The following is a 21,777-nucleotide window of genomic DNA, read 5'->3' on the forward strand; positions in this document are numbered from 1 at the left end:
CCGAACCTAGGACGCGCGCGCCGGGCACGCCACCGGGTTTCAGGCCGACACACGCTCCGCCGTACGCGTGAGCACCCGGCTGCCGCCCCACGACACGACGACCGCAACGACGCCGGCAGCCACGGTGACCGCGAAGGCCGGGGTCTGGCCGCCCCAGTCCGCGAGCCGGCCGGCGATGGCCGCGCCCACGGCGTACCCGAGACCGGTGGCGGCGGCCAGCAGCGTCATCGCGGCGCCGGTGCGGGCAGGCGGGGTGATCCTCTCGCCGAGGGTGAAGGTGGTGATCATGTACGGCGCCACGCTGACGCCGAGCACGAGCAGCACGGGGGCCAGCAGCGCGAGGGAGTCGACCAGCAGCAACGGCACGGCCAGCACGAGCAGGGCGACAGCGAACCAGCGCAGGCGTGCGGGCAGCGTGAAACGGTCCGGCAACCCGGCGATCGAGAGTCCGGCGACCACGCTGCCCACGCCGAGCAGCGCATGGAAGTAGCCGGTGAGACCCGGCTGCCCGGCGTCGGTGGCCAGCACCGACGTGCCGGTCTGCACCGACCCGAACACCGCGCCGATCACCAGCTGGGAGGCGCACAGCAGGATCAGGGCGGGGGTCACCAGGGTGAGGTCGTGGATGCCGGTGTCCTCGTGCGCGTCGTGGGCCTGTACGGCGGTGGGGTGCAGCGCGAACCACGCACCGAAGACCGCAAGCACGACGGCCGCGGCGGAGAGCGCGAAGGACGGGCTGGCCAGGGAGACGCCGAGGCCGATCAGGGCCGGGCCGAGCACGAACGACGCCTCGTCGGCCGCGCCTTCGTAGGAGAACGCGATGTCGACGAGCTTCTTCTGGTGCTCGCTGCGCGCAGTGATCGGGCGCCACCGCACCCGCGCCATCGGCCCGACCTGCGGCATCACCAGGCCGGCCGCGGCACTGGCCACCGCCGACCAACCCCACGGCACACCCGCGTGGGTGAGCACGAGCAGGACGATCATCGCGGCGGCTCCGGCCAGCGACTGGAGCAGCACGACCCTGCGTTGTCCGACCCGGTCTGCCGCCGTACCCCAGAACGGGGCGCCGACGGCGTTGGCGATCGCGAGTGCCCCGGCACAGGCGCCGCCGGCGCCGTAGCTGCCGGTGGTGCCGGCGACGAGGAGGAGCACGCCCAGCTGGCTCATGGCCAGGGGCAGGCGGGCCAGGAAGCCGACGAGGACGTAGGTGGGGCCGGTGAGGCCGAACAGCCTCTTGTAGCCGGTGAGGGGTGACACGGGAACTCCAGGGTTCGCAGAAGCGGGTGCGTACCTTCCCGCCCAACAGGTACGCCAGAGCCCTGTGCGCCGCCGATTCTACCGACTCCGGCGGGTCTCGGGCGATTCGTCGGGACGTGCTTCGCGATACGTTCGGACTCATGCATCGCAGCCGCATCGGTGTCGTCCTGGTCGACCATCCCGTGGACCGCTTCGAGAGCTCCGCCGCGTTCTGGGCGCAGGCGCGGGGTTCGACCCGGCGACCCGACGGGGAGGAACCGGTCTACGACAGCCTCGACCCTCTCGGCGGCGGCATCATGCTCGAGCTGCAGCGCACCGGCGCGGGCACGCCGCCGCGGGTGCACCTCGACATCGAGACCGACGACGTCGACGCCGAGATCGCGCGGCTGGTCGCGGCGGGGGCGAGGGTCGAGCAACGCCACGAGGCGTACGCCGTCATGCGCGATCCGGGCGACCTTGTCTTCTGCGTCGTGCCGGTGCAGACCGGGAGTGACTTCGACGCGCATGCCACGACCTGGCCCTGAGCGTTCACCAAGTCTGGAAGAAAAGTTTCCCCGCCCATGTCGAGAACCGCTCGACGGCTCCGTCCCGGGGGTGAAGGTGTCCACGGGGGCACCTGAGGAATCCAAGGAGATCATCATGGCGAAGTACCTGTTGCTCAAGCACTACCGCGGCGGTCCCGAGCGGATGCCGATCGGCAATGTCCCGATGGACCAGTGGTCGCCGGAGGAGGTCACCGACCACATCCAGTTCATGCGGGACCTGGCCGACGAGCTCGAGAAGAACGGCGAGCTCGTCGATGCCCAGGCGCTCTCGCCCGAGGGCACGTTCGTGCGCTACGACGGCGAGGGCAAGCCGCCCGTGACCGACGGACCGTTCGTCGAGACCAAGGACCTCATCGCCGGCTGGATGGCGATCGACGTCGACTCGCAGGAACGTGCCTACGAGGTGGCGGCGCGTCTGTCGTCGGCCCCCGGCCCCGGCGGGCAGCCGCTCCACGAGTGGCTCGAGGTGCGCCCGTTCATGGTCGAGCCGCCCACGGTCACCGAGTGACGGTGCTCGACCTCGACGAGCAGCTCAAGCTGCTCGGCCCCCAGGTCCTGGGTGTCCTCGTCCGCCGCGGAGCAGACTTCGCGGCGGCCGAGGACGCCGTGCAGGAGGCCCTCCTCGCCGCCGTCGAGCGCTGGCCCGCCGAGACCCCGGCCGAGCCCAAGGGCTGGCTGATCACCGTCGCCTGGCGCAAGTACGTCGACATGGTGCGCTCGGCCGACGCTCGGCGCCGGCGCGAGGAGAGGTTCCACGACGAGCCCGAGCCCGGTGACACCGAGAACGCCGACGACACCCTGCAGCTGCTGTTCCTCTGCTGCCACCCGGACCTGTCGCCGACCGCCGCGATCGCGTTGACGCTGCGTGCCGTCGGCGGCCTGACCACTCGCCAGATCGCTCTCGCCCATCTCGTGCCCGAGGCGACGATGGCCCAGCGGATCAGCCGGGCCAAGCGCACCGTCTCCGACCGTCGGCTCACCCGGCTCGGCGACCTCGGCCGGGTGCTCAAGGTGCTCTACCTGGTCTTCAACGAGGGGTACGGCGGCGAGGTCGACCTGGCCGCCGAGGCGATCCGGCTGACCCGGCAGCTGGCCCGGGCCTCTCACGATCCCGAGGTGGCCGGACTGCTGGCGCTGATGCTGCTCCACGATGCCCGGCGTACGTCGCGGCGCGGTTCCGACGGGTCGTTGATCGCGTTGGCCGACCAGGACCGGTCGCTTTGGGACACGACGCTGATCGCCGAGGGTGTCGAGATCCTCCAGGCCGCGCTCGCGAAGGACAGGCTGGGGGAGTACCAGGCGCAGGCCGCGATCGCCGCCCTGCACGCGGATGCGCCCAAGGCCGACGAGACCGACTGGCCACAGGTCCTCGAGTGGTACGACGAGCTCCTGCGACTGACCGACAGCCCGGTGGTGGCACTCAATCGTGTGGTGGCACTCGGCGAGGTCGACGGCCCACTGGTCGCCCTGCGCGCCCTGGACGAGCTGCCCGCCGACCTGCCGCGACTGGTGGCCGTGCGGGCGCACCTCACCGAGCGGGCAGGTTCGCTCGAGCATGCTGCCGAGCTCTACGCGGACGCCGCACACCTCGCGACGAGCACGGCGGAGCGCGACCACCTCACCCGCCAGGCCGCCCGCCTCCGCCAGGGTCTGGCCGGCTGATGACCTCCGGTCACGCAGCGGACTCCGATCGGCGTTGTACCGGCGAACGGGCACAACGTGCCGAAACAGGCTGGAAAAGGGCCTCATCGCACTGTTGTGCCCGTTGATGTGCACGTCGGCCGTCAGCGCAGGGCGAGCAGGTCGACCGCGCCGCTCACGCCGACCGGGCGACCGTCAGCAGCCGCGCGCACTCGTCGATCAGGCGCTGTCTCAGCGGGGCACCGCGTTCGGCGAACCCGCGCTGGCGGGCGGCGTACTCCTGCTTGCCCTCGGGTGTCTCGATGCGCACCGGCTCGAAGCCGAGGTCGACCAGGTCGTACGGCGCGGCCTGCATGTCGAGGATGCGGATGTCGCGGGCGAGCTCGAAGCAGTCGGCGACCAGGTCGGAGCAGGTCATGGGGGTCAACCGGAAGGCGTGCTTGTAGAGGTCCATTCCGCCGTGCAGGCAGCCGGGTTGCTCGTAGGCCGGCCGGTCGTCGCGGCCGGGCTGGAGCTGGTTGAGCGGTCGCGCCGGGGGAGTGAAGAAGCGGAACGCGTCGAAGTGCGAGCAGGTGATCCTGTGCGACTCGACCACGTCGTCGGTGCCGGAGGCGCCCAGGCGCAGCGGCCAGTCGGCGTGCCGGGTCTCGTCCTCGGAGAGCTTGTAGACCATCGCCCACTCGTGCAGCCCGAAGCAGCCGAACGTCGGTGCCCGTCCGGCGGTGGCGGTCAGCAGCCGGTGCAGCGACTCGACCAACGGCCGCTGCGTGGCGACGTACTCGGCCGACACCGTGACCGCACCTTCGCCGGCGTCCCCGGTGATTGAGGAGTGCGTGCTGGCGCGCGTCTCCAAACCACCGGCACTCACATAGCCCTTCAGGCCGGCGTACGCCGAGACGTCGCCGGCCAGCCCCACGCCGTACCCGGGATGCCAGCGGCGCAGCTGGGCGGGACGCTGGGAGTAGTAGGTGAACAGGAAGTCGTGGACCGGGTGCTTCACGCTGGATCCGCGGCGGGCGAGGTGCGGCTCGATGTAGGCGTCGACGCGCTCGGCGTGCGCGTTCGCCCGCGCCCGCCACGTGGTCTCGTCCAGCACCTCGATCATGGGGACAAGGGTAGGAGCGACGGCGCCGAGCCCGCGAAACGGTGCGCGCGACCCCCGACCAAAGTCGTAGGCAAACAATCCCCTGGGTGGATGCAACCAAATCGGGTCCGGGGGAGTCTGTATGTAGAGAAGAGCGACGAACGGAGAAGGGCATGGCCAGCACCGCACGACGCATCAGTCCCGAAGAGGCAGCACGGCGCCTGACCGTGCAGCTCGAGGCTGCCCGTCGCCGTCGGCGCGCCGAGACCAGCGCCGGGTCGAGGGCGCTGCGCAGTCGCCTCATGCGCTCCTGACTCGCTCCCGAACCACCGGAGCGAGTCGGCACGAGTCGACGTAGTGGGACTGAGCGGGGGCTCCCCACTGCGTCGGCTCGTGCCGACTCGTGGTTTCGAGACGCTCGTTCCTCACTCCTCCACCACCGAGGGGAGCTCGTCAACCACCGTGGCAGGGGTCCAGCCGCACGGCAGATAGGCTCGGGTCCGTGCGTATCTGCAGATTCACCACCGGCGAAGATCCCCTGTACGGCGTCCTGACGGGCGAGCTCGACGAGTTCGGCCAACCCGAGGAGGGCGCGGTCATCGTGGCGTTGGCCGGCGACCCGCTCTACGTCGGCGTCAAGCTGCTCCAGCAGGAGTACAAGCTCGACGACGTGCGACTCCTCGCGCCGGTGCTCCCGCGCAGCAAGGTCGTGGGCATCGGTCGCAACTACGCGGCCCACGCCGCCGAGCTCGGCAACGACCTGCCCTCGGAGCCGCTGATGTTCCTCAAGCCCAACACCAGCGTCAGCGGGCCGGGTGACCCGATCTTCTACCCGCACCAGAGCGAGAACGTCCAGTACGAAGGCGAGCTGGCCGTGGTGATCGGGCGCATCTGCCGCGACGTGCCGGTCGAGAAGGCCACCGACGTGATCCACGGCTACACGATCGCCAACGACGTGACCGCACGCGACCTGCAGAAGTCCGACGTGCAGTTCACCCGTGCCAAGGGCTTCGACTCGTTCTGCCCGATCGGCCCGTGGATCGAGACCGACCTCGACCCGCAGACCTTCATCGACGGCGTCAGCGTCCAGACCCACCTCAACGGTGACATCGTCCAGGACGGTTCCACCAAGGACATGATCTTCGACATCCCGGCGCTGATCGCGCACATCTCCAGCGTGATGACGTTGCTGCCCGGCGACGTCATCCTCACCGGCACCCCCGAGGGTGTCGGTCCCATGAACGTCGGTGACGAGGTCGAGGTCTCGATCGCCGGCATCGGCACTCTCACGAACAAGGTGGCAGCACGTTGACCAATCCCGTACTCGGTGACCTTCTGCCCGAGCAGGTGCGCGTGCGCATGGCTCCGTCCCCGACCGGCAGCCCCCACGTGGGCCTGGCGCGCACGGCGCTCTACAACTGGGCGTTCGCCCGCCACTTCGGCGGCACGTTCGTGTTCCGCATCGAAGACACCGACAAGGCGCGCAACACCGTCGAGTCCTACGACTCGCTGCTCGACCTGATGCAGTGGCTCGGCCTCGACTGGGACGAGGGCCCGCTCAAGGGCGGCGACTTCGGCCCCTACCGGCAGTCCGAACGGTCCGACATCTACGTCGACGTACTGGCGAAGCTGCGTGAGCACGGGTCGACGTACGACTGCTACTGCACCAACGAGGAGGTCGACGCGCGGCGCAAGGCCAGCGGCTCCAAGGTGATGGGGTACGACGGCTTCTGCCGCGAGCTGACCGAGGAGCAGGTCGCGGCCTTCAAGGCGGACGACCGCTCGTCCGTGGTGCGGTTCCGCATGCCCGACGGCGAGATCACCTTCGACGACCTGGTGCGCGGTGACATCACCTTCGACTCCCAGTTCGTGCCCGACTTCGCGCTGGCCCGCGCCAACGGCGACCCGCTCTACACGCTGGTCGCCCCGGTCGACGACGCGCTGATGAAGATCACCCACGTGCTGCGCGGTGAGGACCTGCTCTCCAGCACGCCGCGCCAGGTCGCGCTCTTCGATGCGCTCAAGGAGATCGGCGTCGCCGACCGTACGCCGCGCTTCGGCCACCTGCCCTACGTCATGGGCGAGGGCAACAAGAAGCTCTCCAAGCGCGACCCCGAGGCGCACATGGAGCTCTACCGCGACCAGGGCTTCCTGCCCGAGGGCCTGCTGAACTACGTGGCCCTGCTCGGCTGGTCGATCGCCGCCGACCGCGACATCTTCAGCCTCGAGGAGATGGTCGAGGCCTTCGAGATCGGTGACGTCAACCCGAACCCGGCGCGCTTCGACCTGAAGAAGTGCGAGGCGATCAACGGCTCGCACATGCGTCTGCTGAGCATTGAGGACATCACGCACCGCTCGATCCCGTTCCTCAAGAAGGCCGGTGTGGTCAGCGACCCGGTCAGCGATGCCGACGCGAGGCTGCTCGAGCTGGCCATGCCGCTGGTCGGCGAGCGCATCAACAAGCTTGCCGAGGTGCCCGAGATGCTCGGCTTCCTCTTCGTCGACGAGGCCGACTTCACCCGTGACGAGGCGGATGTCGCCAAGCTCCTCGACGACGGCGGCTTGGCGATCGTGCAGGCGTCGTACGACGTGTTGTCGCCCCTGTCGACGTGGAGCACGGCGACCATCGAAGAGGCGCTGCGCGCCAAGCTGATCGACGAGCTCGGGCTCAAGCCGCGCGTCGCGTTCGGGCCGGTGCGGGTCGCGATCACCGGCAAGCGGATCAGCCCGCCGCTCTTCGAGTCGCTCGAGCTGCTCGGTCGCGAGCGGGGCCTGGCCCGGCTGCAGAGTGCCCTGGCCTGAGCGGCCGATCGACGATGGGGGACACCACACCCGCGCCCGCTGACCGGTTGCCGGCGCTCGCGTACCACCAGTTGCAGCGTGCGGGTGCGCACAGTTGGTGGCGCTCGGTGCTCGGCGTGCTGCTCCTGGGACTGTTCGGCCTGATCGTGGTGCCGGGCGTCCTGCAGGTGTTCGTGCTGATCGGCGTGGCGATCTCGGGTTCCTCCGACATCGACGGTGACTTCAGGCGACTGCTCGACCTCAACGACCCGACGCCGATCGGTCTGGCCTACCTCAACCTGACCCTCGCGGCGTTGATCCCCGCGACGTTCCTGGTCACCTTGTGGCTGCACCGGCTGCGCCCGGGCTGGCTGACGTCGGTCTTCCCGCGGATGCGGTGGAAGCTCTTCGCAGCCTGCCTCGGGCTCTCGTTCGTGGCCCTCTTCGCCACCCTGCTGGTCAGTGCGTTCCTGCCGACGTCATCTGGACAGGAGGTCTCCGGCGACCTCAACGCCTTCGACAGCCGGGCCCGGCAGTTCGCCCTCGTCGTACTCCTGCTGACGCCGCTGCAGGCCGCGGGGGAGGAGTACGCCTTCCGCGGCTACCTCACCCAGGTCTTCGGCGCGCACTTCCCGACTGCGGTCGCCGTGCTGGCCCCGGCCGTGCTCTTCGCGCTGGCGCACGGCGCCCAGGACGCCCCGATCTTCGTCGACCGGCTCGCGTTCGGCATCGTCGCCGGCATCCTTGTCGTGCGCACCGGTGGGCTCGAGGCGGGCATCGCGATGCACGTGCTGAACAACTGGCTGGCCTTCTCGCTGGCGCTGATGTTCTCCGACTTCGGGTCCGCGCTGAACCCGACCGGAGGCACCTGGTGGAGCCTTCCGGTGACGCTCACACAGTCGCTGGTCTACCTCGGCCTGGTGCTCTGGGTGACCCGGAACATGGGTGTCTCACGCACTGCGGACGGGGCCGTTTTGGCGGCCTCCACGAGTCGCGTGTAAGGTTTCCCGCGGCTCTCCAGAGGGCCCGAAACCATTGGGATATGGTGTAATTGGCAGCACGACTGGTTCTGGTCCAGTTAGTCTAGGTTCGAGTCCTAGTATCCCAGCGAAGCCCGCACGAGACCGAAGCCACACGGCCGAGATTTGGTGCAGGGCCTGGCGAAACGCTAGAGTTTCGCTCGCTGTTCGCAGCAAGTTTGCCCCCGTTGTGTAGTGGCCTAGCACGCCGCCCTCTCACGGCGGTAGCGCCGGTTCGAATCCGGTCGGGGGTACAAACACGAAGTGGGGCCCTGGTCAGCGGAAACGCTGGCCAGGGCCCCTTCGTCATTTCTTCCCGAATCGGGCCTGGGCAACACCGGGGGCAAGAACAGGATCAGCCTGGCCCACGACGTGGAGCAGGGCACGGCTCTCGCGTGCTGCCTCGCGGGCCCGGCCGATGCCCTCGCCCACCTCGTCCCGCGGAAGTGTGACGGGGTGTCCCGTTCAGTCGGTGAGGAAGGCGGCCACGACGGGTGCGAACCTGTCGTGGAACTGGAAGATCCCGCCGTGTCCGGAATGGGGGTAGATGATCAGCTCAGAACCCTTGATCCTGCGGTGGAGGTCCTCGGACAGGGGAGTGGGCACCATACGGTCGTGGTCGCCGTTGGCGATCAGCGTCGGCTGGGTGAAGGTCGACAGGTCCGAGGGAGCTGAGCGCCCGTACTTCTGGATGGCCTTGAGCTGCGTCCGGAGGGCTCTGAGTTTGATCGGCTCGTCGCGGTCGACGGTGCGCTCCTCGAGCCGCTCGATGAACGCCTTGGCGGCGCGCTTGCCGGTCGCGTCGCGGTTGAAGAACAGGAACTCCTTCGGGTCCGAACGTGTCACGGTCGCGCGAAGGATGTCCCAGTACGTGGTGGTGACGACCTTGTCGATGTCCTTGCCGCCGCGGGGTCCGGTGCCGGTCAACACGAGTTTGCGGACCAGGTCGGGGTGCTTGACGATCAGGTCCTGGGCGATGAAACCGCCCATCGAGAACGAGAAGATGTCGATCTGGTCGAACCCGAGTGCGCTGATGAATTCGTGGGCGTGGTCGGCGGCCTCCTCGAGGGTGGCGGGCACCTTCCCGTTGGACGCGCCCACGCCACGTTGATCGAAGGTGATGACGTGCCGGTTCGCAGCGATCGGGTCGATGATGCGGGGGTCCCAGTTGTCCAGGGTGGCCGCGAGGTGGACGAAGAAGACGACGGGGATGCCGCCCTTGGGGCCGAGCTCCCGGTAGGCGTAGGTCACCCCGCCTGCGCTGATCGTGCGGGTCGGGGCCAGGGCGTACGACGTGATGACGGGTTCGTTGCTGCTGTCGTGCATGGGTCCTCCTCAGGACGTGCTGGCCTCGGGCCCAGCGCAGAAGATCGAGCAGTTCAGTGACGAACCGGTCATGGTGTTGGAAGACGCAGTCGTGCCCCGCGTCCGGGTAGATCGCGAGGCGGGCGGTTCGGAAGTCGATACGCCGGCTCGAAGGAGGCCCGTGGTCACCGGGTGACCACGATCTTGCCGTTGGCCTTGCCCTGCTCGACATGGGCCATGGCGTCCACGGTCTGGGCGAAGGGGAAGGTGCGGTCCAGGACTGGCCGGAGGGTGCCGTCGTCGTACAGCGCGGCGAGGGTCTTCAGCTGGGCTCCACTCGCCTTCATGAAGAGGAACGAGTAGCGCACGTCGAGCTTCTTGGCCTGCTTGCGGATCTTGCGGCTCAGCACCTTCATCACGGGTGCGAGCAGCGGTTGGCCGAGTTGCTTGGCGAACGCCGGGTCGGGCGGGCCGACGACGCTGATCGCCAGGCCGCCCCGCTTGAGCACGGTCAGGGACTTCTCGAGGTTGACGCCGCCGAGGGAGTCCAGCACGACGTCGAAGTCACTCAGCAGGTCGGCGAAGTCCTGCGACGTGTAGTCGATCACCTGGTCGGCTCCCAGCGAGCGGACCTTCTCGACGTCCTTGGTGCTCGCCGTCGTGGCGACGTGGGCGCCGAGGTGCTTGGCCACCTGGATGACGGTGGAGCCGAGGCCACCGGCGCCGGCATGCACGAGCACCTTCTGGCCGGTCTTCACTGCAGCCACGTCAACCAGGGCCTGCCAGGCCGCGAGTGCGACCAGCGGCACGGCGCCGGCTTCGTCGAACGACAACGAGGCCGGCTTCAGGGCCACGTCGTCGGCATCGATGGCGATGGCCTCGGCGAAGGTGCCGATACGCAGGTCGCGTGGCCGGGAGTAGACCTCGTCGCCGACCTTGAACTCGCGAACCTGCGAGCCGACCTCGGTGATGACGCCGGCGACGTCGTGGCCGAGGACGAAGGGTGGCTTGTACTTGAGGAGCTGCTTGAACTCCCCGTTGCGCACCATCTTGTCGAGCGGGTTGATGCTCGCTGCCCTGATGTCGACGAGCACGTCGCGCGGCCCAACGGCTGGGGTGGGTACGTCGGCCGGCTGGAGGCCGTCGGGGCCGTAGTGATGGACGACGAAGGCTTTCACTTGGTCTCCTGGTGGGGTGTCGGGGTGGTCGTGGGGCCGCCGGCGATGCGCATCGCGTTGCGATGGGCCGAGGCAAGGATCTGGTCGGACAGTGCGGGGTCGGTCACCGCGCGGGCGAGTTGGAGCGAGGAGACCAGGAGGGTGTAGAGCCCGATTGCGCGCTCGTCGGCGTCGACGGGGTTGTCGGCCGCGAGGTGTCGCGTGATCGCCTCGATGAGTCCGCGGGCGCCGTCGGTGTAGGCCTCGCGGGCGGCGACGTGTTGTCGGGGGATCTCGTCGAGCAGTGCGGCCGAGGGACAGCCTCCGCCCGGATCGTCGCGGTGTTCGGGGGAGACGTACCAGCTGACGAAGGCCTCCACGGAGTCATGGCCGAGGGGAAGTTCCTCGACCCGTGCGAGTTGGACGGCGAGTTGCTCGGCGACGACGGTGGCGATGAGGTCGTCCTTCGACGAGAAGTGTCCGTAGAAGGCGCCGTTGGTCAGTCCGGCATCGGCGACCAGTGTGGAGATGCCGGCCCCGTCGAAGCCGTCGCGCTTGAACCTGGCGCCGGCGGTCTCGATCAGGCGGCGCCGGGTCGCGACCTTGTGGTCAGGTGCGTATCTGGCCATCGGAACTTCCTTTCGTCGTGGTGCTTGCCAACACCATAGCATTATGACCATACTATTACGAACGTACTGCAAACAGACCCCAGGAGAGAGTCCCGATGTCCTCGCTCCACGACCCGCTCGAACTCCCGTCCGGCGTACGGCTTCCCAACCGCATTGCGAAGGCGGCCCTCAGCGAGGCACTCGGGGATGCCGACAACTCGCCCGACGACCGGCTGGTGACGCTGTACCGCCGGTGGGCCGAGGGTGGCTACGGCCTGCTGATCACGGGCAACATCATGATCGACCGCAACCACCTCGGCGAGCCCGGCAACGTCGCGATCGAGGATGACCGGGCACTCGAGCGGCTCACCGCCTGGACGAAGGCGGCGCACGACGGTGGCGCGGCGATCTTCGCCCAGCTCAATCACCCCGGCCGGCAGTCCAACCTGCTCGCCCTGGGCCACACCCCGGTCGCGCCGAGTGCCGTCGCTCTGGCGATGCCGGGGGCGACGACACCGCGGGCACTGACCCCCACCGAGATCGAGGACATCGTCGAGCGCTTCGCGACCGCCGCGGCAGTCTGCGAGGCCGCCGGCTTCGACGGCGTGCAGCTCCACGCCGCTCACGGCTACCTGGTCACCCAGTTCCTGTCGCCGCTGACCAACCTGCGCACCGACGAGTGGGGCGGCACGCCGGAGCGCCGGATGCGGTTCCTGATCGAGATCGTCCGCAGGGTTCGGCAGCGGGTCAGTCCCGGATTCGCCGTCGCGGTGAAGCTGAACTCGGCCGACTTCCAGCGCGGCGGTTTCACCGAGGAGGACTCGCGAGCCGTGGTCGCCGCCCTGGCGGCAGAGTCCGTCGACCTGATCGAGGTCAGCGGTGGCAACTACGAGTCCCCGGCGATGGGTGGCTCCGAGGCGGCCTCGACGCGGGCCCGTGAGGCCTACTTCCTCGACTACGCCCGTTCCGTACGACGCGAGGCGGGCGCCGTCCCGATCGCGGTGACGGGTGGATTCCGCAGCCGCACGGCGATGGACGACGCACTGACGGCAGGTGACTGCGATCTCATCGGCATCGCTCGGCCGACGGTCACGGCCACCGACGCGGCGTCGAGCATCCTCGAGGGGCGCACGGCAACCCTGGAGGCCCATGAGATCCAGGCCGGCATGCGCGGACTCCTCGGCCGCATCACCGATCTGAAGGCGCTCGACGGCTTCTTGAACATCAGCTGGAACGCCGACCAGCTGCACCGCCTCGCTCGCGGTCTCGAACCGGACCTCGACCGAGGCCCTCTGGTGACTGCGCTGGCGATGGTGCGGCGCAACGGCCGTGTCTCGTTCAGCCCGAAGCGCGGTGTGGCGTGAGCCGGACGTCGTACGACCTCGACGACAAGGTCGTGCTCGTCACCGGCGGCAACGGCGGAATCGGTGGGGCGACCGCGCGTGCCCTGCTGACCCGCGGTGCCCGGGTCGTCATTGCCGACATCGACCCCGAGACCCCGCAACGGGCAGCAGCTCTCGACCCGGATCGGGCCCTCGGTCGTGTCGCCGACGTCCGCGACCGGTCATCGCTCGACGATGTCGTCGCTCAAGCAGTGCAGCGCTTCGGCCGACTCGACGTCGTGATGGCCAACGCGGGCCTCCTGGCCAAGGCGGCGACCCTCCGCAACACGCCGATCGCCGATCTCGAGGCGACGTTGGCCGTCAACGTCACCGGTGTCGTCAACACCGTCGCGTCGGGGCTTGAGCAGGTGATCAGCAATCGCGGGCAGATCGTGCTGCTCAGCTCGGTGTTCGCATTCGTCAACGGCATGGGCACCATCCCCTATGCCATGAGCAAGGCCGCGGTCGAACAGCTCGGTCGCGGTCTCCGGCTCGAACTGGCCGACCACGGGGTGTCGGTGCTGACCGCCTACTTCTCCCTGGTCAGCACCGACATGATCAAGCGCGGCGTCGACGCCGACGACATGGTTCTCGAACTGCTCTCGACCCTGCCCAGGCCCATGCTCAAGCGGGTCCCCCCGGCCTCAGCGGCCGCGGCCGTCGTCAAGGGTCTCGAACAACGATCCGTCCGCGTCATCCACCCTCGGGTGTGGCGACCCGTCTCTGCATGGCGCGGCATCCTCGGCCCGGCCCTGGACTCCCGGTTCGCCAAGGACCGTCGTGTGCTCGACGTGCTTGCCCGGCTGGATACCCGCACCTGTCCCACCGCCCCTGCCCGTCCATCTCTGACCGCCATCCAAGGAAGCTGACATGACCACCTGGCGTGACACGCCCACGAAGACCATCACGATCGACGGCACCTCCTTCGCGTACCGCGAGCTGGGCACGCCCGGCGGCGTACCCGTGGTGTTCCTCCACCACTTCACCGCAGTCCTGGACGACTGGGACCCACGGATCCTCGACGGCGTCGCGTCGCAGCACCACGTGATCGCGTTCGACAACCGGGGCGTCGGTTCGACCGGTTCCCGCGTCCCCAGCGACCTCGAGCAGATGGGTGCCGACGCCATCGCCTTCATCAAGGCCTTGGCCTACGACCAGGTCGACCTGTTCGGGTTCTCGCTCGGTGGGGCGGTCGCCCAGATGGTCGCCCTGCAGGCTCCCGAGCTCGTACGCCGAATGGTGCTCGCCGGCACCGGTCCCCGCGGAGGTGGCGGCATCTGGAAGATGCCGTTCATCGTCGGCGGCGCCTACGCCAAGGCGTTCGCTGCCCGCAAGGACCCGCGTCACTTCCTGTTCTTCCCCCGCAATGCCGAAGGCAAGATGGCGGCCGAGGACTACTTCGCCCGCCTGGCCGAACGGTCGGGAGACCGCAGCAAGTCGATCTCCCGTCAGGCCACGCTCGCGCAACTGCGCGCGATCACCGCCGGTGGAATGCACGCCCCCGACGACCTGTCCACCATCACGGTCCCGGTCCTCGTCGCCAACGGCGATCACGACCTGATGGTCGCGAGTGAGCACTCCGCCGACATGGCCCGACGTCTGCCGGACGCCAGACTGATCGTCTATCCCAACTCGGGACATGGTGGCGTATTCCAGCACCATGAGAAGTTCGTGCCGGCAGTCCTCGCGTTCCTGGCCGCCTGATGAGTGACCCGGACTTCGTGACGGTCGACGCCTTCGATCGCCCTGCGGGTGGACGGATCAGGTGGCGTCGCAACCTCAGGCGAGTTCTGGACGGTGGCATCGAGGGACTGCGCGGGGCGAGCGTGAACTACTCCAACAACGCGACCCACACGGTTCCGCCCGGGCTGCTGCCGGGCGGATGCGCGCTCGTCGCCGCCTGGGAGTCGCCCGAGGCGGCCGAGGCTGCCTTTGCCGGCCCGCTCCGGCGCGCCATCGACGGCCCGGACCGGTTCAGCCTCGACGGTGAAATCGTGCGGGTGAGGATCGACTCCGAGTCCGAGCGCGACAACTGGCACGGATGGGAGCCCCGAGCCGACGGTGCGCAGCCACTGGAGAAGGATGAGCCGATGGTCGCCATCGTCCACGGCATACTGCGGCGCGGCGAACTGATCACGTTCGTGCGGAACAACGTGCACGCGGCCAGCCGTGCCGCCCACCACCCCGGACATCGCGGCAGCGTCGACATCTCTGCGCAGCTTCCGTTCGAACACACCTCGATCAGCCTGTGGAAGACCTACGAACTCGCCCAGGACTTTGCCTACAGGCCGGGAGGGCATGCCAGCGCCATGAAGCACGCCCTGAAGAAGAAGACTCATCGCGTCGGTGTGTTCCTGCAGGCGCGGCCGACGGCGTGCACAGGAGCGCTCGGCATCGACCAGCCTCCGTTCCCTCAGCTTCCTCCAGCCAATCGCGCCGGCCTCTGAGCAGGGTCGAAGGTCGCCACCCCTCGTGGCGAGGGAACACCTCGAGGCCGCCGGCGAGCAACGTCCTGCGTGGTGGTCCTCGGAGTGGCCGATGTGCAGGACGTCCGGAGGACCGCCCTAGTCGGCCTTCGGCGTCGCCGTCGCCGTCGACGTGGCGCCGGCCAGCCCGAGCACGGGTGCGCTGAGCCGCTCCATCGCCTCGACCACGTCGGCATGCCGTTGCGCCACGGCGGCCACGAGCTCGGCCATGTCGGCGTGCAGCTTCGCCAGTCCGGCCATCGTGTCGGCGAGCTCGCGCTGGCGTGTCACGAAGTCCTGCAGCGGTTGGGCCGTGGCACCGGCCAGGTCGCCGACGGCGCCGAGCAGGTCGGTGACCTGGGTGAGCACGAGCTCCGGTGCGGCGGCGCCGCTGCGGCCGGCGTCGAGCAGGGCGTTGAAGGTCGCCGACGTCATCTTGAGCGCGGCGCGCTGCGACTTGGTCAGCAGCTCGATCGGGTTGTCCACCATGACCGAAGACTGGCACAGCGACGGGTCCCCGGGAAGGCGCTGCAGACGGCCCGAACGACCGCGATCGTGCAGGTGTCGAGCTGCGACACCGGAAATTGAGAAACGGCGACCCGGATCATGCAGGAGCACGATCCGGGTCGCCGACCGGTCACAGGCGAAGGCTCAGCGCGGCGGCTTCACCGTGAGTACGGCGCACTCGGCACCCAGCAGCACCTTCTGCGCGACACTGCCCATCAGCAGCTTGCCGACCGGGCTGCGTCGCTTGATCCCGAGCACCACCAGGTCGGCCCTGGTCTCGTCGACGACGGCCAGGATCGCCTCGGCGACGTCGGTGCCGACCTTCTGGCGCACCTCGTGAACCACGCCCGCCCCGGCCAGCCGCTGCTCGAGCTCGGCCAGCTGCTTGGCGGTCGCGAAGTGCTCGTCGACATAGGCGTCTCCCCGGCTGCCGTTGACCAGCACGAGGTCTGCGTCGCGGAGCCTGGCCTCGTCGAGCGCCCGCTCCACCGCCACCTCGCCGTACTCGTCGGGCGTCCAGCCGACCACGATCGTCGTGCTCATCGCTGCACCAGCTCCTTCTCCTCGTCAGTTGCGTCAACAGCGTCCGATCCGTCGTCGGACCTGCCTCCCGGTCCGCCCGTGACGTCGTCGCCGGAGGCGGGACGCCGGCGCTTCGTCACCATCGGCACGATGATCACCAGGGCGGCCAGCACGTAGAGCACGATCGCCAGGTTCTCGCTCCACAGCGCCGAGAGGTCGCCACCGGAGATGGCCAGCGCCTCGCGGAACCGGGTCTCCATCAGCGGCCCGAGGATGACACCGATGATCAGCGGCAGCACCGGGAAGGCGAAGCGCCGCATCATGAAGCCGACCATCCCGAAGACCAGCAGCAGGAAGATGTCGAACGCGCGCTGGCTGGCGGCGTACGCACCGAGCGAGGCGAAGAACAGGATCCCCGAGTAGAGGTACGGGCGGGGGATCGCCAGCAGCTTGGCCCACAGGGGAGCCAGCGGCAGGTTCAGCACCAGCAGCAGGGCGTTGCCGATCAGGAGGCTGGCCAGCAGCGTCCAGACCAGGTCGGCCTGGTCGGTCATCAGTTGCGGCCCGGGCTGGATGCCGTACGACGTCAGCGCCGCGAGCATCACCGCCGAGGTGGCCGTGACCGGGATGCCCATCGCCAGGAGCGGGACGAACGTGCCGGCGGCAGAGGCGTTGTTGGCCGCCTCCGGACCGGCAACGCCTTCGATCGCGCCGTGGCCGAACTCGTCCTTCTTCCGGGCCAGCTTCCGCTCGAGGATGTAGGAGAGGAAGGTCGGCGTCTCCGCGCCACCGGCCGGGATGGCGCCGAACGGGAAGCCGATCGCGGTGCCGCGCAGCCACGGCTTCCAGGAGCGACCCCAGTCGTCCTTGCCCATCCACGGCTGGCCGACGGGGATGATCTCCAGCGGCTTGCGGCGCAGGTGCGCAGCGACCCAGAGTGCCTCGCCGAGGGCGAAGATGCCCACCGCGACGATGACGATGTCGAGGCGGTCACCGAGCTCGGGGCGACCGAACGTGAGTCGCGGCTGCCCGGTGTTGAGGTCCATGCCGACCAGCCCGAACGTGAGGCCGAGGAAGAGCGAGATGAAGCCGCGCAGCCGGGCGTCGCCGAGCAGGCTGGTCACCAGCACCATCGCGAAGACGATGATCGCGAAGAACGACGGGGCGCCGATGGTCACCGCGACGTCGGCCAGGATCGGGGCGAAGAACACGACCAGCAGGGTGCCGATCGTGCCGGCGATGAAGGAGCCGATGGCCGCGGTGGCCAGGGCCTGGGCGGCCCGGCCCTTCTTGGCCATCTTGTTGCCCTCGATCGCCGTCATCACCGATGAGGACTCACCCGGTGTGTTCAGCAGGATCGAGGTCGTCGAGCCGCCGTACATGCCGCCGTAGTAGATGCCGGCGAACATGATGAACGCCTGCGTGGGCTCGAGGCCGAACGTGACGGGCAGCAGCAGGGCGACGGCCATGGCCGGGCCGATGCCGGGGAGCACGCCGACGAAGGTGCCGAGCAGAACGCCGATGGCGGCGTACATGAGGTTCTCAGGGGTGAGGGCGGCGCCGAGGCCGTCCGCGAGCAGTCCGAGGTTGTCCATCAGAGGATCCCGTCCAGGATGCCGGGGGTGAGCGGGATGCCCAGCCCGACGTAGAAGCCGTACCAGCTGCCGACCGACATCACGATCCCGACGAGGATGTCGCGGATCAGGGTGCGGCTGCCCAGCGACCAGGCGGCGCCGGCGAAGAGGAAGGCGCCCGAGATGGCCCAGCTGAGCCAGTTCACCGTGGCGATGGTGATCAGCAGGACGCCGATCAGCTTCGCGACCGTCAGCCAGTCGGCGGGATGCGTCAGGTCGACGTCCTCACCGCCCTCGGCCTCGGGCTTGTCGCCGCGGGCGGTCGCGACGACCAGCAGCAGCGACAGCACGACCATCGCGCCGCCGATGGCGTAGGGGAACATCTTCGGCCCGACCGGGTCGGCGAACCCGACCGTCAGCGTGGTCGCGTCGTAGAGCGTGTAGGCGCCGATCGCGAACAGCAGGGCGGCGACGCCGTACTGCGCCCGGTCCTGTGACGTGGCCGCCGGTGCGGCCGGGTCGACTGTCTGCGTGCTCACAGTCCCAACTCCTTCATGGTGTCGTCGACACGGGTGTTCTGCTCCTCGAGGAAGGTCTCGAACTCGTCACCGGTCTTGAACTCGTCGATCCACTTGTTGTCCTTGAGCGCCTTCTGCCACTCGGGGCTGTCATGCATCTCCTCGAGGTAGGCGATCATCTCGTCGCGACGCTTGTCCGAGATGCCGGGCGGCGCCAGCACTCCGCGCCAGTTGGTGAAGACCAGGTCGACGCCTGACTCCTTGAGGGTGGGGAACTTGCTGAACAGCTCGCCGTCCAGCCGCTCCTCGCCGGAGACGGCCAGGACCCGCAGCTCGCCCTCCTCGATCTGCCCCTCGAACTCGCCGAGGCCGGAGAAGCCGACCTTGATCTTCTTTCCGAGCAGGGCACTGGTCAGCGGCCCACCGCCGTCGTAGGGGACGTAGCGCACGTCCCGCGGCTCGATGCCGACCGCTTCGGCCAGCTGCATCGGGAAGAGGTGGTCCGGGCCGCCGGGGGAGGAGCCGCCGCCGACCGCGATGCTGTCGGGGTGCTTCTTCCAGTCTTCGAGGAAGTCGTCGATCGTCTTGTACGGCGATGAGGCCGGCACCAGGACTCCCTCCTGGTCCTCGATCAGCTGGGCCAGGGGCGTGGCGTCCTGCAGCTTGTCGTCGAGGCCGAAGGAGTACGCCGACCCGACCACGCCGAGCCCGACGGTCAACATGGTGTGGTCGTCGTCGGAGCGCATCAGCTGGGAGAAGGCGACGGTGCCGCCGGCGCCGATGATGTTGTGCACCTCGAAGGTGCCACCGGTGATGTCCTGGGCCTCCATCACGGCGACCGCGGCACGGCCGGTCTGGTCGTAGCCGCCGCCGGGGGCGTTGGGGATCAGCATGGTCATGTCCTTGGAGGGGTCACCGCGGGTGACCCCACACCCGGTGGCGAACATGCCGACCATGGCCAGCACGAGGCCGGCCACGCAGCGGGTTGTCGTGGAGCGGGACGACATCACAGCTCCTTCGATGGGCGAGAGAATGGGACAACCCGATAGTGGTGAATGATGTGGCGGGCGTCACCCTTGCGGAACCAAAGGAGGTTGTGGAACTTGTGGTCACCAGTCCGACGCGGACGCATCCGGCTGAGCCTGGCCGGCCAGTTCCTCGCCCTCCAGCTGATGGTGCTGCTCGTCGTGCTGGCCTTCGCGGCCGTCGTGCTGACCCGGCAGAGCGACTCGGAGTTCCGTGACGACCGGGGTACGACGCTGCGCGCGTCGGCCCAGCAGCTGGCCAACCTGGAGCCGATCCGCAGCAGCCTGACCAGTGGCGACATCTTCGAGTCGCTGGCCGGCTACGTCGCCACCACGCAGTCGCGCAACGCCGCGACGTACGTCGCACTCGCCAGCCCGGACGGCACGATCGTGATGTCGGTCGACCCCGACGACGTCGGACGGCAGCTCGACCTCGACCACTCCGACGTACAGGAGATGCGCATGTGGACCGGCGACGTGACCGTCGACGGCAAGCGCGCGTTCGCCGCCCAGGTGCCGGTCGTGTTCGTGCCGCCGCGGGCGCAGAACGAGCCGCCCCGGGTCGTCGGCATCGTGATGGTCTCCGAGCCCTACCCCACGCTGGCCGACCGGGTCGACCGCTGGCTGCCCGACCTGGCGCGCTTCCTGGGCATCGGCCTGGCCGTCGGGCTTCTGGGTGCGTGGTTGCTCTCCCGCCTGATCAAGCGGCGCACCCGTGGCCTGGAGCCGGTCGAGATCGCCGCGCTCGCCGACCAGCGCGAGGCGGTGCTGCACTCGATCCGCGAGGGCGTGGTCGTGGTGGCACCCGACGGCACGATGACGGTGCTCAGTGACAGTGCCCGCGAGCTGCTCGGCATCGACCGGGCCGACGAGGGCACACGGGTGGCGGACCTGTCGCTCGACGAGCACGTGCGGGCGGCCCTCGAGGGCACCGACGACGTGCACGACCAGGTGCTGGTCGTGGGCGGTCGCGTGATCGTGCTCAACCGCAACCGCGTGATGGAGCAGGGGCGCCAGGTCGGCACGGTGACCACACTGCGCGACCGCACCGAGCTGCTGGCCATGCAGAGCGAGCTGAGCGCCCGCGAGTCGATCACCGAGACCCTGCGCGCCCAGACCCACGAGTTCAACAACCAGCTGCACACGATCTCCGGGCTGGTCCAGCTCGAGGAGTACGCCGAGGTGTCGGCGCTGATCGGCAACCTCACCCGCAAGCGCGCGGAGATCAGCGAGTTCGTGACCAAGCGGGTCGACGACCCGGCGGTGGCCGCACTGCTGATCGCGAAGTCCAGCCTCGCCGCCGAGCGTGGTGTGACGATGGTGCTGGCCGGCGACTCGTCGCTGCCGCGCCTTGACCCCGACCTCTCCGCCGATGTCGGCACGGTGCTGGGCAACCTCGTCGACAACGCCGTCGACGCCACGGTCGCGTCGGGCGGTCGGCGGGTCGACGTACACGTCCTGCTCGACGACGCCGTGGTGCTCGTGCAGGTCGCCGACACCGGCCCCGGCGTCACCGACACGACCGAGATCTTCCGCCGCGGCTACTCCACGAAACCCAGCGACGCGAGCGGTCGGGGGGTCGGGCTCGCCCTCGTGCAGGTGGTGTGCGAGAGACGCGGCGGCATGGTCTCGGTGCACAATGACGAGGGCGCGGTCTTCACCGCCCGACTGCCGCTGGAAGCCAGAACATGAGGGACTTGGCATGAGTGACGCCGACGTGACGGTGCTGATCGTCGACGACGACTTCATGGTCGCCTCGATCCACACGAAGTTCGTGGAGCGCACCGACGGCTTCCAGGTGGTCGGGGTCGCCGCGACCGGTGCCTCCGCGCTGGCCGAGATCGAGCGGCTCGCCCCCGAGCTGGTGCTGCTCGACGTGCACCTGCCCGACATGACCGGCATCGACGTGCTGCGCACGCTGCGCGGTGGCGGCAACGACGTCGGCGTCGTGATGGTGACCGCCGCACGGGAGGCCGACACGGTGCGCGCGGCCGCGGCCAACGGCGCCGCGCACTACCTGGTCAAGCCGTTCGGGTACGACGACCTGCGGGTGCGACTCGAGGCCTTCCGTTCGGCCCAGCGGGCGTTGACCGACGACACCGCCGCCGACCAGGAGGACATCGACGCGGTGTTCTCCCCGGTGGCCTCCGCCCGGTCCTCGGCCTTGCCCAAGGGCCTCAGCCCGGAGACCGCCGACAGCGTGCTCTCCGCGCTGCGCGAGCGCGGCGACCTCTCGGCCGCGGAGTGCGCCGAGGCAGTCGGCATCTCGCGGGTCTCCGCACGCCGCTACCTGGAGTACTTCGCGCTCACCGGCCAGCTCGACGTGCGGCTGAGGTACGGCGGTGCCGGCCGCCCAGAACGTCGCTACCACCCCCGTTGACCCGTCG

23 protein-coding genes and 2 tRNA genes are annotated in these 21,777 nt (G+C 69.2%); 15 read left to right on the plus strand and 10 right to left on the minus strand.

Going from position 1 to position 21,777, the window contains the following annotated elements; genetic code table 11:
- Window positions 1–39 precede the first annotated feature (39 nt).
- Complete coding sequence (locus tag ASH02_RS08070) at window positions 40–1,257, minus strand: MFS transporter (protein WP_057294559.1); 1,218 nt, start codon at window positions 1,255–1,257, stop codon at window positions 40–42.
- Between the two features lie 140 nt (window positions 1,258–1,397).
- Here ASH02_RS08070 and ASH02_RS08075 point away from each other — a divergent pair, with 140 nt between their 5' ends.
- The 3 genes from ASH02_RS08075 (at window position 1,398) to ASH02_RS08085 (ending at window position 3,464) form a co-directional block, all read left to right on the plus strand.
- A complete protein-coding gene (locus tag ASH02_RS08075; RefSeq protein WP_057294560.1) occupies window positions 1,398–1,781 on the plus strand; it encodes a VOC family protein in 384 nt (127 codons plus the stop codon).
- A 115-nt stretch (window positions 1,782–1,896) separates the two neighbouring features.
- Entirely contained in the window at window positions 1,897–2,310 is a 414-nt protein-coding gene (locus tag ASH02_RS08080) for a YciI family protein (RefSeq protein WP_057294782.1), read from the plus strand.
- 2 nt (window positions 2,311–2,312) lie between these two features.
- On the plus strand, window positions 2,313–3,464 hold the full coding sequence (locus ASH02_RS08085; RefSeq protein WP_057294783.1) for an RNA polymerase sigma factor: 1,152 nt from the start codon (window positions 2,313–2,315) through the stop codon (window positions 3,462–3,464).
- 154 nt (window positions 3,465–3,618) lie between these two features.
- Here the strand turns inward: ASH02_RS08085 and ASH02_RS08090 are convergent, their stop codons facing one another.
- A complete protein-coding gene (locus ASH02_RS08090) occupies window positions 3,619–4,548 on the minus strand; it encodes a hypothetical protein (RefSeq protein ID WP_057294561.1) in 930 nt (309 codons plus the stop codon).
- A 152-nt stretch (window positions 4,549–4,700) separates the two neighbouring features.
- Between ASH02_RS08090 and ASH02_RS26020 the strand changes: the two genes are divergently transcribed.
- The 6 genes from ASH02_RS26020 (at window position 4,701) to ASH02_RS08115 (ending at window position 8,581) form a co-directional block, all read left to right on the plus strand.
- A complete protein-coding gene (locus ASH02_RS26020; RefSeq protein ID WP_156388609.1) occupies window positions 4,701–4,841 on the plus strand; it encodes a hypothetical protein in 141 nt (46 codons plus the stop codon).
- Between the two features lie 188 nt (window positions 4,842–5,029).
- Complete coding sequence (locus tag ASH02_RS08095) at window positions 5,030–5,839, plus strand: fumarylacetoacetate hydrolase family protein (protein WP_056676139.1); 810 nt, start codon at window positions 5,030–5,032, stop codon at window positions 5,837–5,839.
- On the plus strand, window positions 5,836–7,329 hold the full coding sequence (gltX, locus tag ASH02_RS08100) for a glutamate--tRNA ligase (protein ID WP_268793375.1): 1,494 nt from the start codon (window positions 5,836–5,838) through the stop codon (window positions 7,327–7,329). Before ASH02_RS08095 ends, gltX begins: the two co-directional genes overlap by 4 nt.
- A gap of 14 nt (window positions 7,330–7,343) precedes the next feature.
- Window positions 7,344–8,309, plus strand: a complete 966-nt coding sequence (locus ASH02_RS08105) for a CPBP family intramembrane glutamic endopeptidase (RefSeq protein ID WP_057294562.1) — start codon at window positions 7,344–7,346, stop codon at window positions 8,307–8,309.
- A gap of 35 nt (window positions 8,310–8,344) precedes the next feature.
- A tRNA-Gln gene (locus ASH02_RS08110) sits at window positions 8,345–8,416 on the plus strand.
- Between the two features lie 92 nt (window positions 8,417–8,508).
- A tRNA-Glu gene (locus ASH02_RS08115) sits at window positions 8,509–8,581 on the plus strand.
- 211 nt (window positions 8,582–8,792) lie between these two features.
- On the opposite strand, the gene ASH02_RS08120 is transcribed toward ASH02_RS08115, so the two are convergent.
- The 3 genes from ASH02_RS08120 to ASH02_RS08130 form a co-directional block, all read right to left on the minus strand.
- Window positions 8,793–9,653 (minus strand): alpha/beta fold hydrolase, encoded by an 861-nt coding sequence (locus tag ASH02_RS08120; RefSeq protein ID WP_056890710.1) that lies wholly within the window; start codon window positions 9,651–9,653, stop codon window positions 8,793–8,795.
- Window positions 9,654–9,817: 164 nt separating this feature from the next.
- The gene (locus ASH02_RS08125) at window positions 9,818–10,810 is read right to left on the minus strand and encodes an NADP-dependent oxidoreductase (RefSeq protein WP_056676148.1); all 993 of its coding nucleotides are present in this window, start codon (window positions 10,808–10,810) and stop codon (window positions 9,818–9,820) included.
- Window positions 10,807–11,418, minus strand: coding sequence for a TetR/AcrR family transcriptional regulator (locus ASH02_RS08130; protein WP_056676151.1), 612 nt, complete (start codon window positions 11,416–11,418; stop codon window positions 10,807–10,809). Before ASH02_RS08130 ends, ASH02_RS08125 begins: the two co-directional genes overlap by 4 nt.
- A 95-nt stretch (window positions 11,419–11,513) precedes the next feature.
- Here ASH02_RS08130 and ASH02_RS08135 point away from each other — a divergent pair, with 95 nt between their 5' ends.
- Genes ASH02_RS08135 through ASH02_RS08150 form a run of 4 tightly spaced genes read left to right on the plus strand, consistent with a single transcriptional unit; the run spans window position 11,514 to window position 15,226 of the window.
- Window positions 11,514–12,761 (plus strand): NADH:flavin oxidoreductase/NADH oxidase family protein, encoded by a 1,248-nt coding sequence (locus ASH02_RS08135; RefSeq protein ID WP_056676153.1) that lies wholly within the window; start codon window positions 11,514–11,516, stop codon window positions 12,759–12,761.
- Window positions 12,758–13,648 carry an SDR family NAD(P)-dependent oxidoreductase gene (locus ASH02_RS08140; RefSeq protein WP_056676156.1) on the plus strand — a complete coding sequence of 297 codons (891 nt, stop codon included), beginning with the start codon at window positions 12,758–12,760 and terminating at the stop codon, window positions 13,646–13,648. Before ASH02_RS08135 ends, ASH02_RS08140 begins: the two co-directional genes overlap by 4 nt.
- Before the next feature lies 1 nt (window position 13,649).
- Complete coding sequence (locus ASH02_RS08145) at window positions 13,650–14,483, plus strand: alpha/beta fold hydrolase (protein WP_056676159.1); 834 nt, start codon at window positions 13,650–13,652, stop codon at window positions 14,481–14,483.
- The gene (locus ASH02_RS08150) at window positions 14,483–15,226 is read left to right on the plus strand and encodes a hypothetical protein (protein WP_056676161.1); all 744 of its coding nucleotides are present in this window, start codon (window positions 14,483–14,485) and stop codon (window positions 15,224–15,226) included. Before ASH02_RS08145 ends, ASH02_RS08150 begins: the two co-directional genes overlap by 1 nt.
- Window positions 15,227–15,343: 117 nt before the next feature.
- On the opposite strand, the gene ASH02_RS08155 is transcribed toward ASH02_RS08150, so the two are convergent.
- The 5 genes from ASH02_RS08155 to ASH02_RS08175 form a co-directional block, all read right to left on the minus strand.
- On the minus strand, window positions 15,344–15,733 hold the full coding sequence (locus ASH02_RS08155; protein WP_056676165.1) for a hypothetical protein: 390 nt from the start codon (window positions 15,731–15,733) through the stop codon (window positions 15,344–15,346).
- Between the two features lie 162 nt (window positions 15,734–15,895).
- The gene (locus ASH02_RS08160) at window positions 15,896–16,294 is read right to left on the minus strand and encodes a universal stress protein (protein WP_056676168.1); all 399 of its coding nucleotides are present in this window, start codon (window positions 16,292–16,294) and stop codon (window positions 15,896–15,898) included.
- Window positions 16,291–17,868 (minus strand): tripartite tricarboxylate transporter permease, encoded by a 1,578-nt coding sequence (locus ASH02_RS08165; RefSeq protein WP_056676171.1) that lies wholly within the window; start codon window positions 17,866–17,868, stop codon window positions 16,291–16,293. The genes ASH02_RS08160 and ASH02_RS08165 overlap by 4 nt, the downstream gene beginning before the upstream one ends.
- On the minus strand, window positions 17,868–18,386 hold the full coding sequence (locus ASH02_RS08170) for a tripartite tricarboxylate transporter TctB family protein (RefSeq protein WP_056676176.1): 519 nt from the start codon (window positions 18,384–18,386) through the stop codon (window positions 17,868–17,870). The genes ASH02_RS08165 and ASH02_RS08170 overlap by 1 nt, the downstream gene beginning before the upstream one ends.
- The gene (locus tag ASH02_RS08175) at window positions 18,383–19,372 is read right to left on the minus strand and encodes a Bug family tripartite tricarboxylate transporter substrate binding protein (RefSeq protein ID WP_056676179.1); all 990 of its coding nucleotides are present in this window, start codon (window positions 19,370–19,372) and stop codon (window positions 18,383–18,385) included. The genes ASH02_RS08170 and ASH02_RS08175 overlap by 4 nt, the downstream gene beginning before the upstream one ends.
- Window positions 19,373–19,468: 96 nt before the next feature.
- Between ASH02_RS08175 and ASH02_RS08180 the strand changes: the two genes are divergently transcribed.
- Both ASH02_RS08180 and ASH02_RS08185 read left to right on the plus strand, forming a co-directional pair.
- The gene (locus ASH02_RS08180; protein WP_056676182.1) at window positions 19,469–21,082 is read left to right on the plus strand and encodes a sensor histidine kinase; all 1,614 of its coding nucleotides are present in this window, start codon (window positions 19,469–19,471) and stop codon (window positions 21,080–21,082) included.
- 10 nt (window positions 21,083–21,092) lie between these two features.
- On the plus strand, window positions 21,093–21,770 hold the full coding sequence (locus ASH02_RS08185; protein WP_056676185.1) for a response regulator: 678 nt from the start codon (window positions 21,093–21,095) through the stop codon (window positions 21,768–21,770).
- Window positions 21,771–21,777 lie beyond the last annotated feature (7 nt).

It is taken from the genome of Nocardioides sp. Soil796 (assembly GCF_001429525.1).
GTDB lineage: Bacteria > Actinomycetota > Actinomycetes > Propionibacteriales > Nocardioidaceae > Nocardioides.

Coding starts and splice junctions, on each gene's coding strand:
- ASH02_RS26020 (WP_156388609.1), top strand. CDS start 4,701: ATGGCCAGCACCGCACGACGCATCAGTCCCGAAGAGGCAGCACGGCGC.
- ASH02_RS08075 (WP_057294560.1), top strand. CDS start 1,398: ATGCATCGCAGCCGCATCGGTGTCGTCCTGGTCGACCATCCCGTGGAC.
- ASH02_RS08150 (WP_056676161.1), top strand. CDS start 14,483: ATGAGTGACCCGGACTTCGTGACGGTCGACGCCTTCGATCGCCCTGCG.
- ASH02_RS08175 (WP_056676179.1), bottom strand. CDS start 19,372: ATGTCGTCCCGCTCCACGACAACCCGCTGCGTGGCCGGCCTCGTGCTG.
- ASH02_RS08105 (WP_057294562.1), top strand. CDS start 7,344: ATGGGGGACACCACACCCGCGCCCGCTGACCGGTTGCCGGCGCTCGCG.
- ASH02_RS08145 (WP_056676159.1), top strand. CDS start 13,650: ATGACCACCTGGCGTGACACGCCCACGAAGACCATCACGATCGACGGC.
- ASH02_RS08120 (WP_056890710.1), bottom strand. CDS start 9,653: ATGCACGACAGCAGCAACGAACCCGTCATCACGTCGTACGCCCTGGCC.
- ASH02_RS08155 (WP_056676165.1), bottom strand. CDS start 15,733: ATGGTGGACAACCCGATCGAGCTGCTGACCAAGTCGCAGCGCGCCGCG.
- ASH02_RS08080 (WP_057294782.1), top strand. CDS start 1,897: ATGGCGAAGTACCTGTTGCTCAAGCACTACCGCGGCGGTCCCGAGCGG.
- ASH02_RS08090 (WP_057294561.1), bottom strand. CDS start 4,548: ATGATCGAGGTGCTGGACGAGACCACGTGGCGGGCGCGGGCGAACGCG.
- ASH02_RS08160 (WP_056676168.1), bottom strand. CDS start 16,294: ATGAGCACGACGATCGTGGTCGGCTGGACGCCCGACGAGTACGGCGAG.
- ASH02_RS08165 (WP_056676171.1), bottom strand. CDS start 17,868: ATGGACAACCTCGGACTGCTCGCGGACGGCCTCGGCGCCGCCCTCACC.
- ASH02_RS08185 (WP_056676185.1), top strand. CDS start 21,093: ATGAGTGACGCCGACGTGACGGTGCTGATCGTCGACGACGACTTCATG.
- ASH02_RS08130 (WP_056676151.1), bottom strand. CDS start 11,418: ATGGCCAGATACGCACCTGACCACAAGGTCGCGACCCGGCGCCGCCTG.
- ASH02_RS08135 (WP_056676153.1), top strand. CDS start 11,514: ATGTCCTCGCTCCACGACCCGCTCGAACTCCCGTCCGGCGTACGGCTT.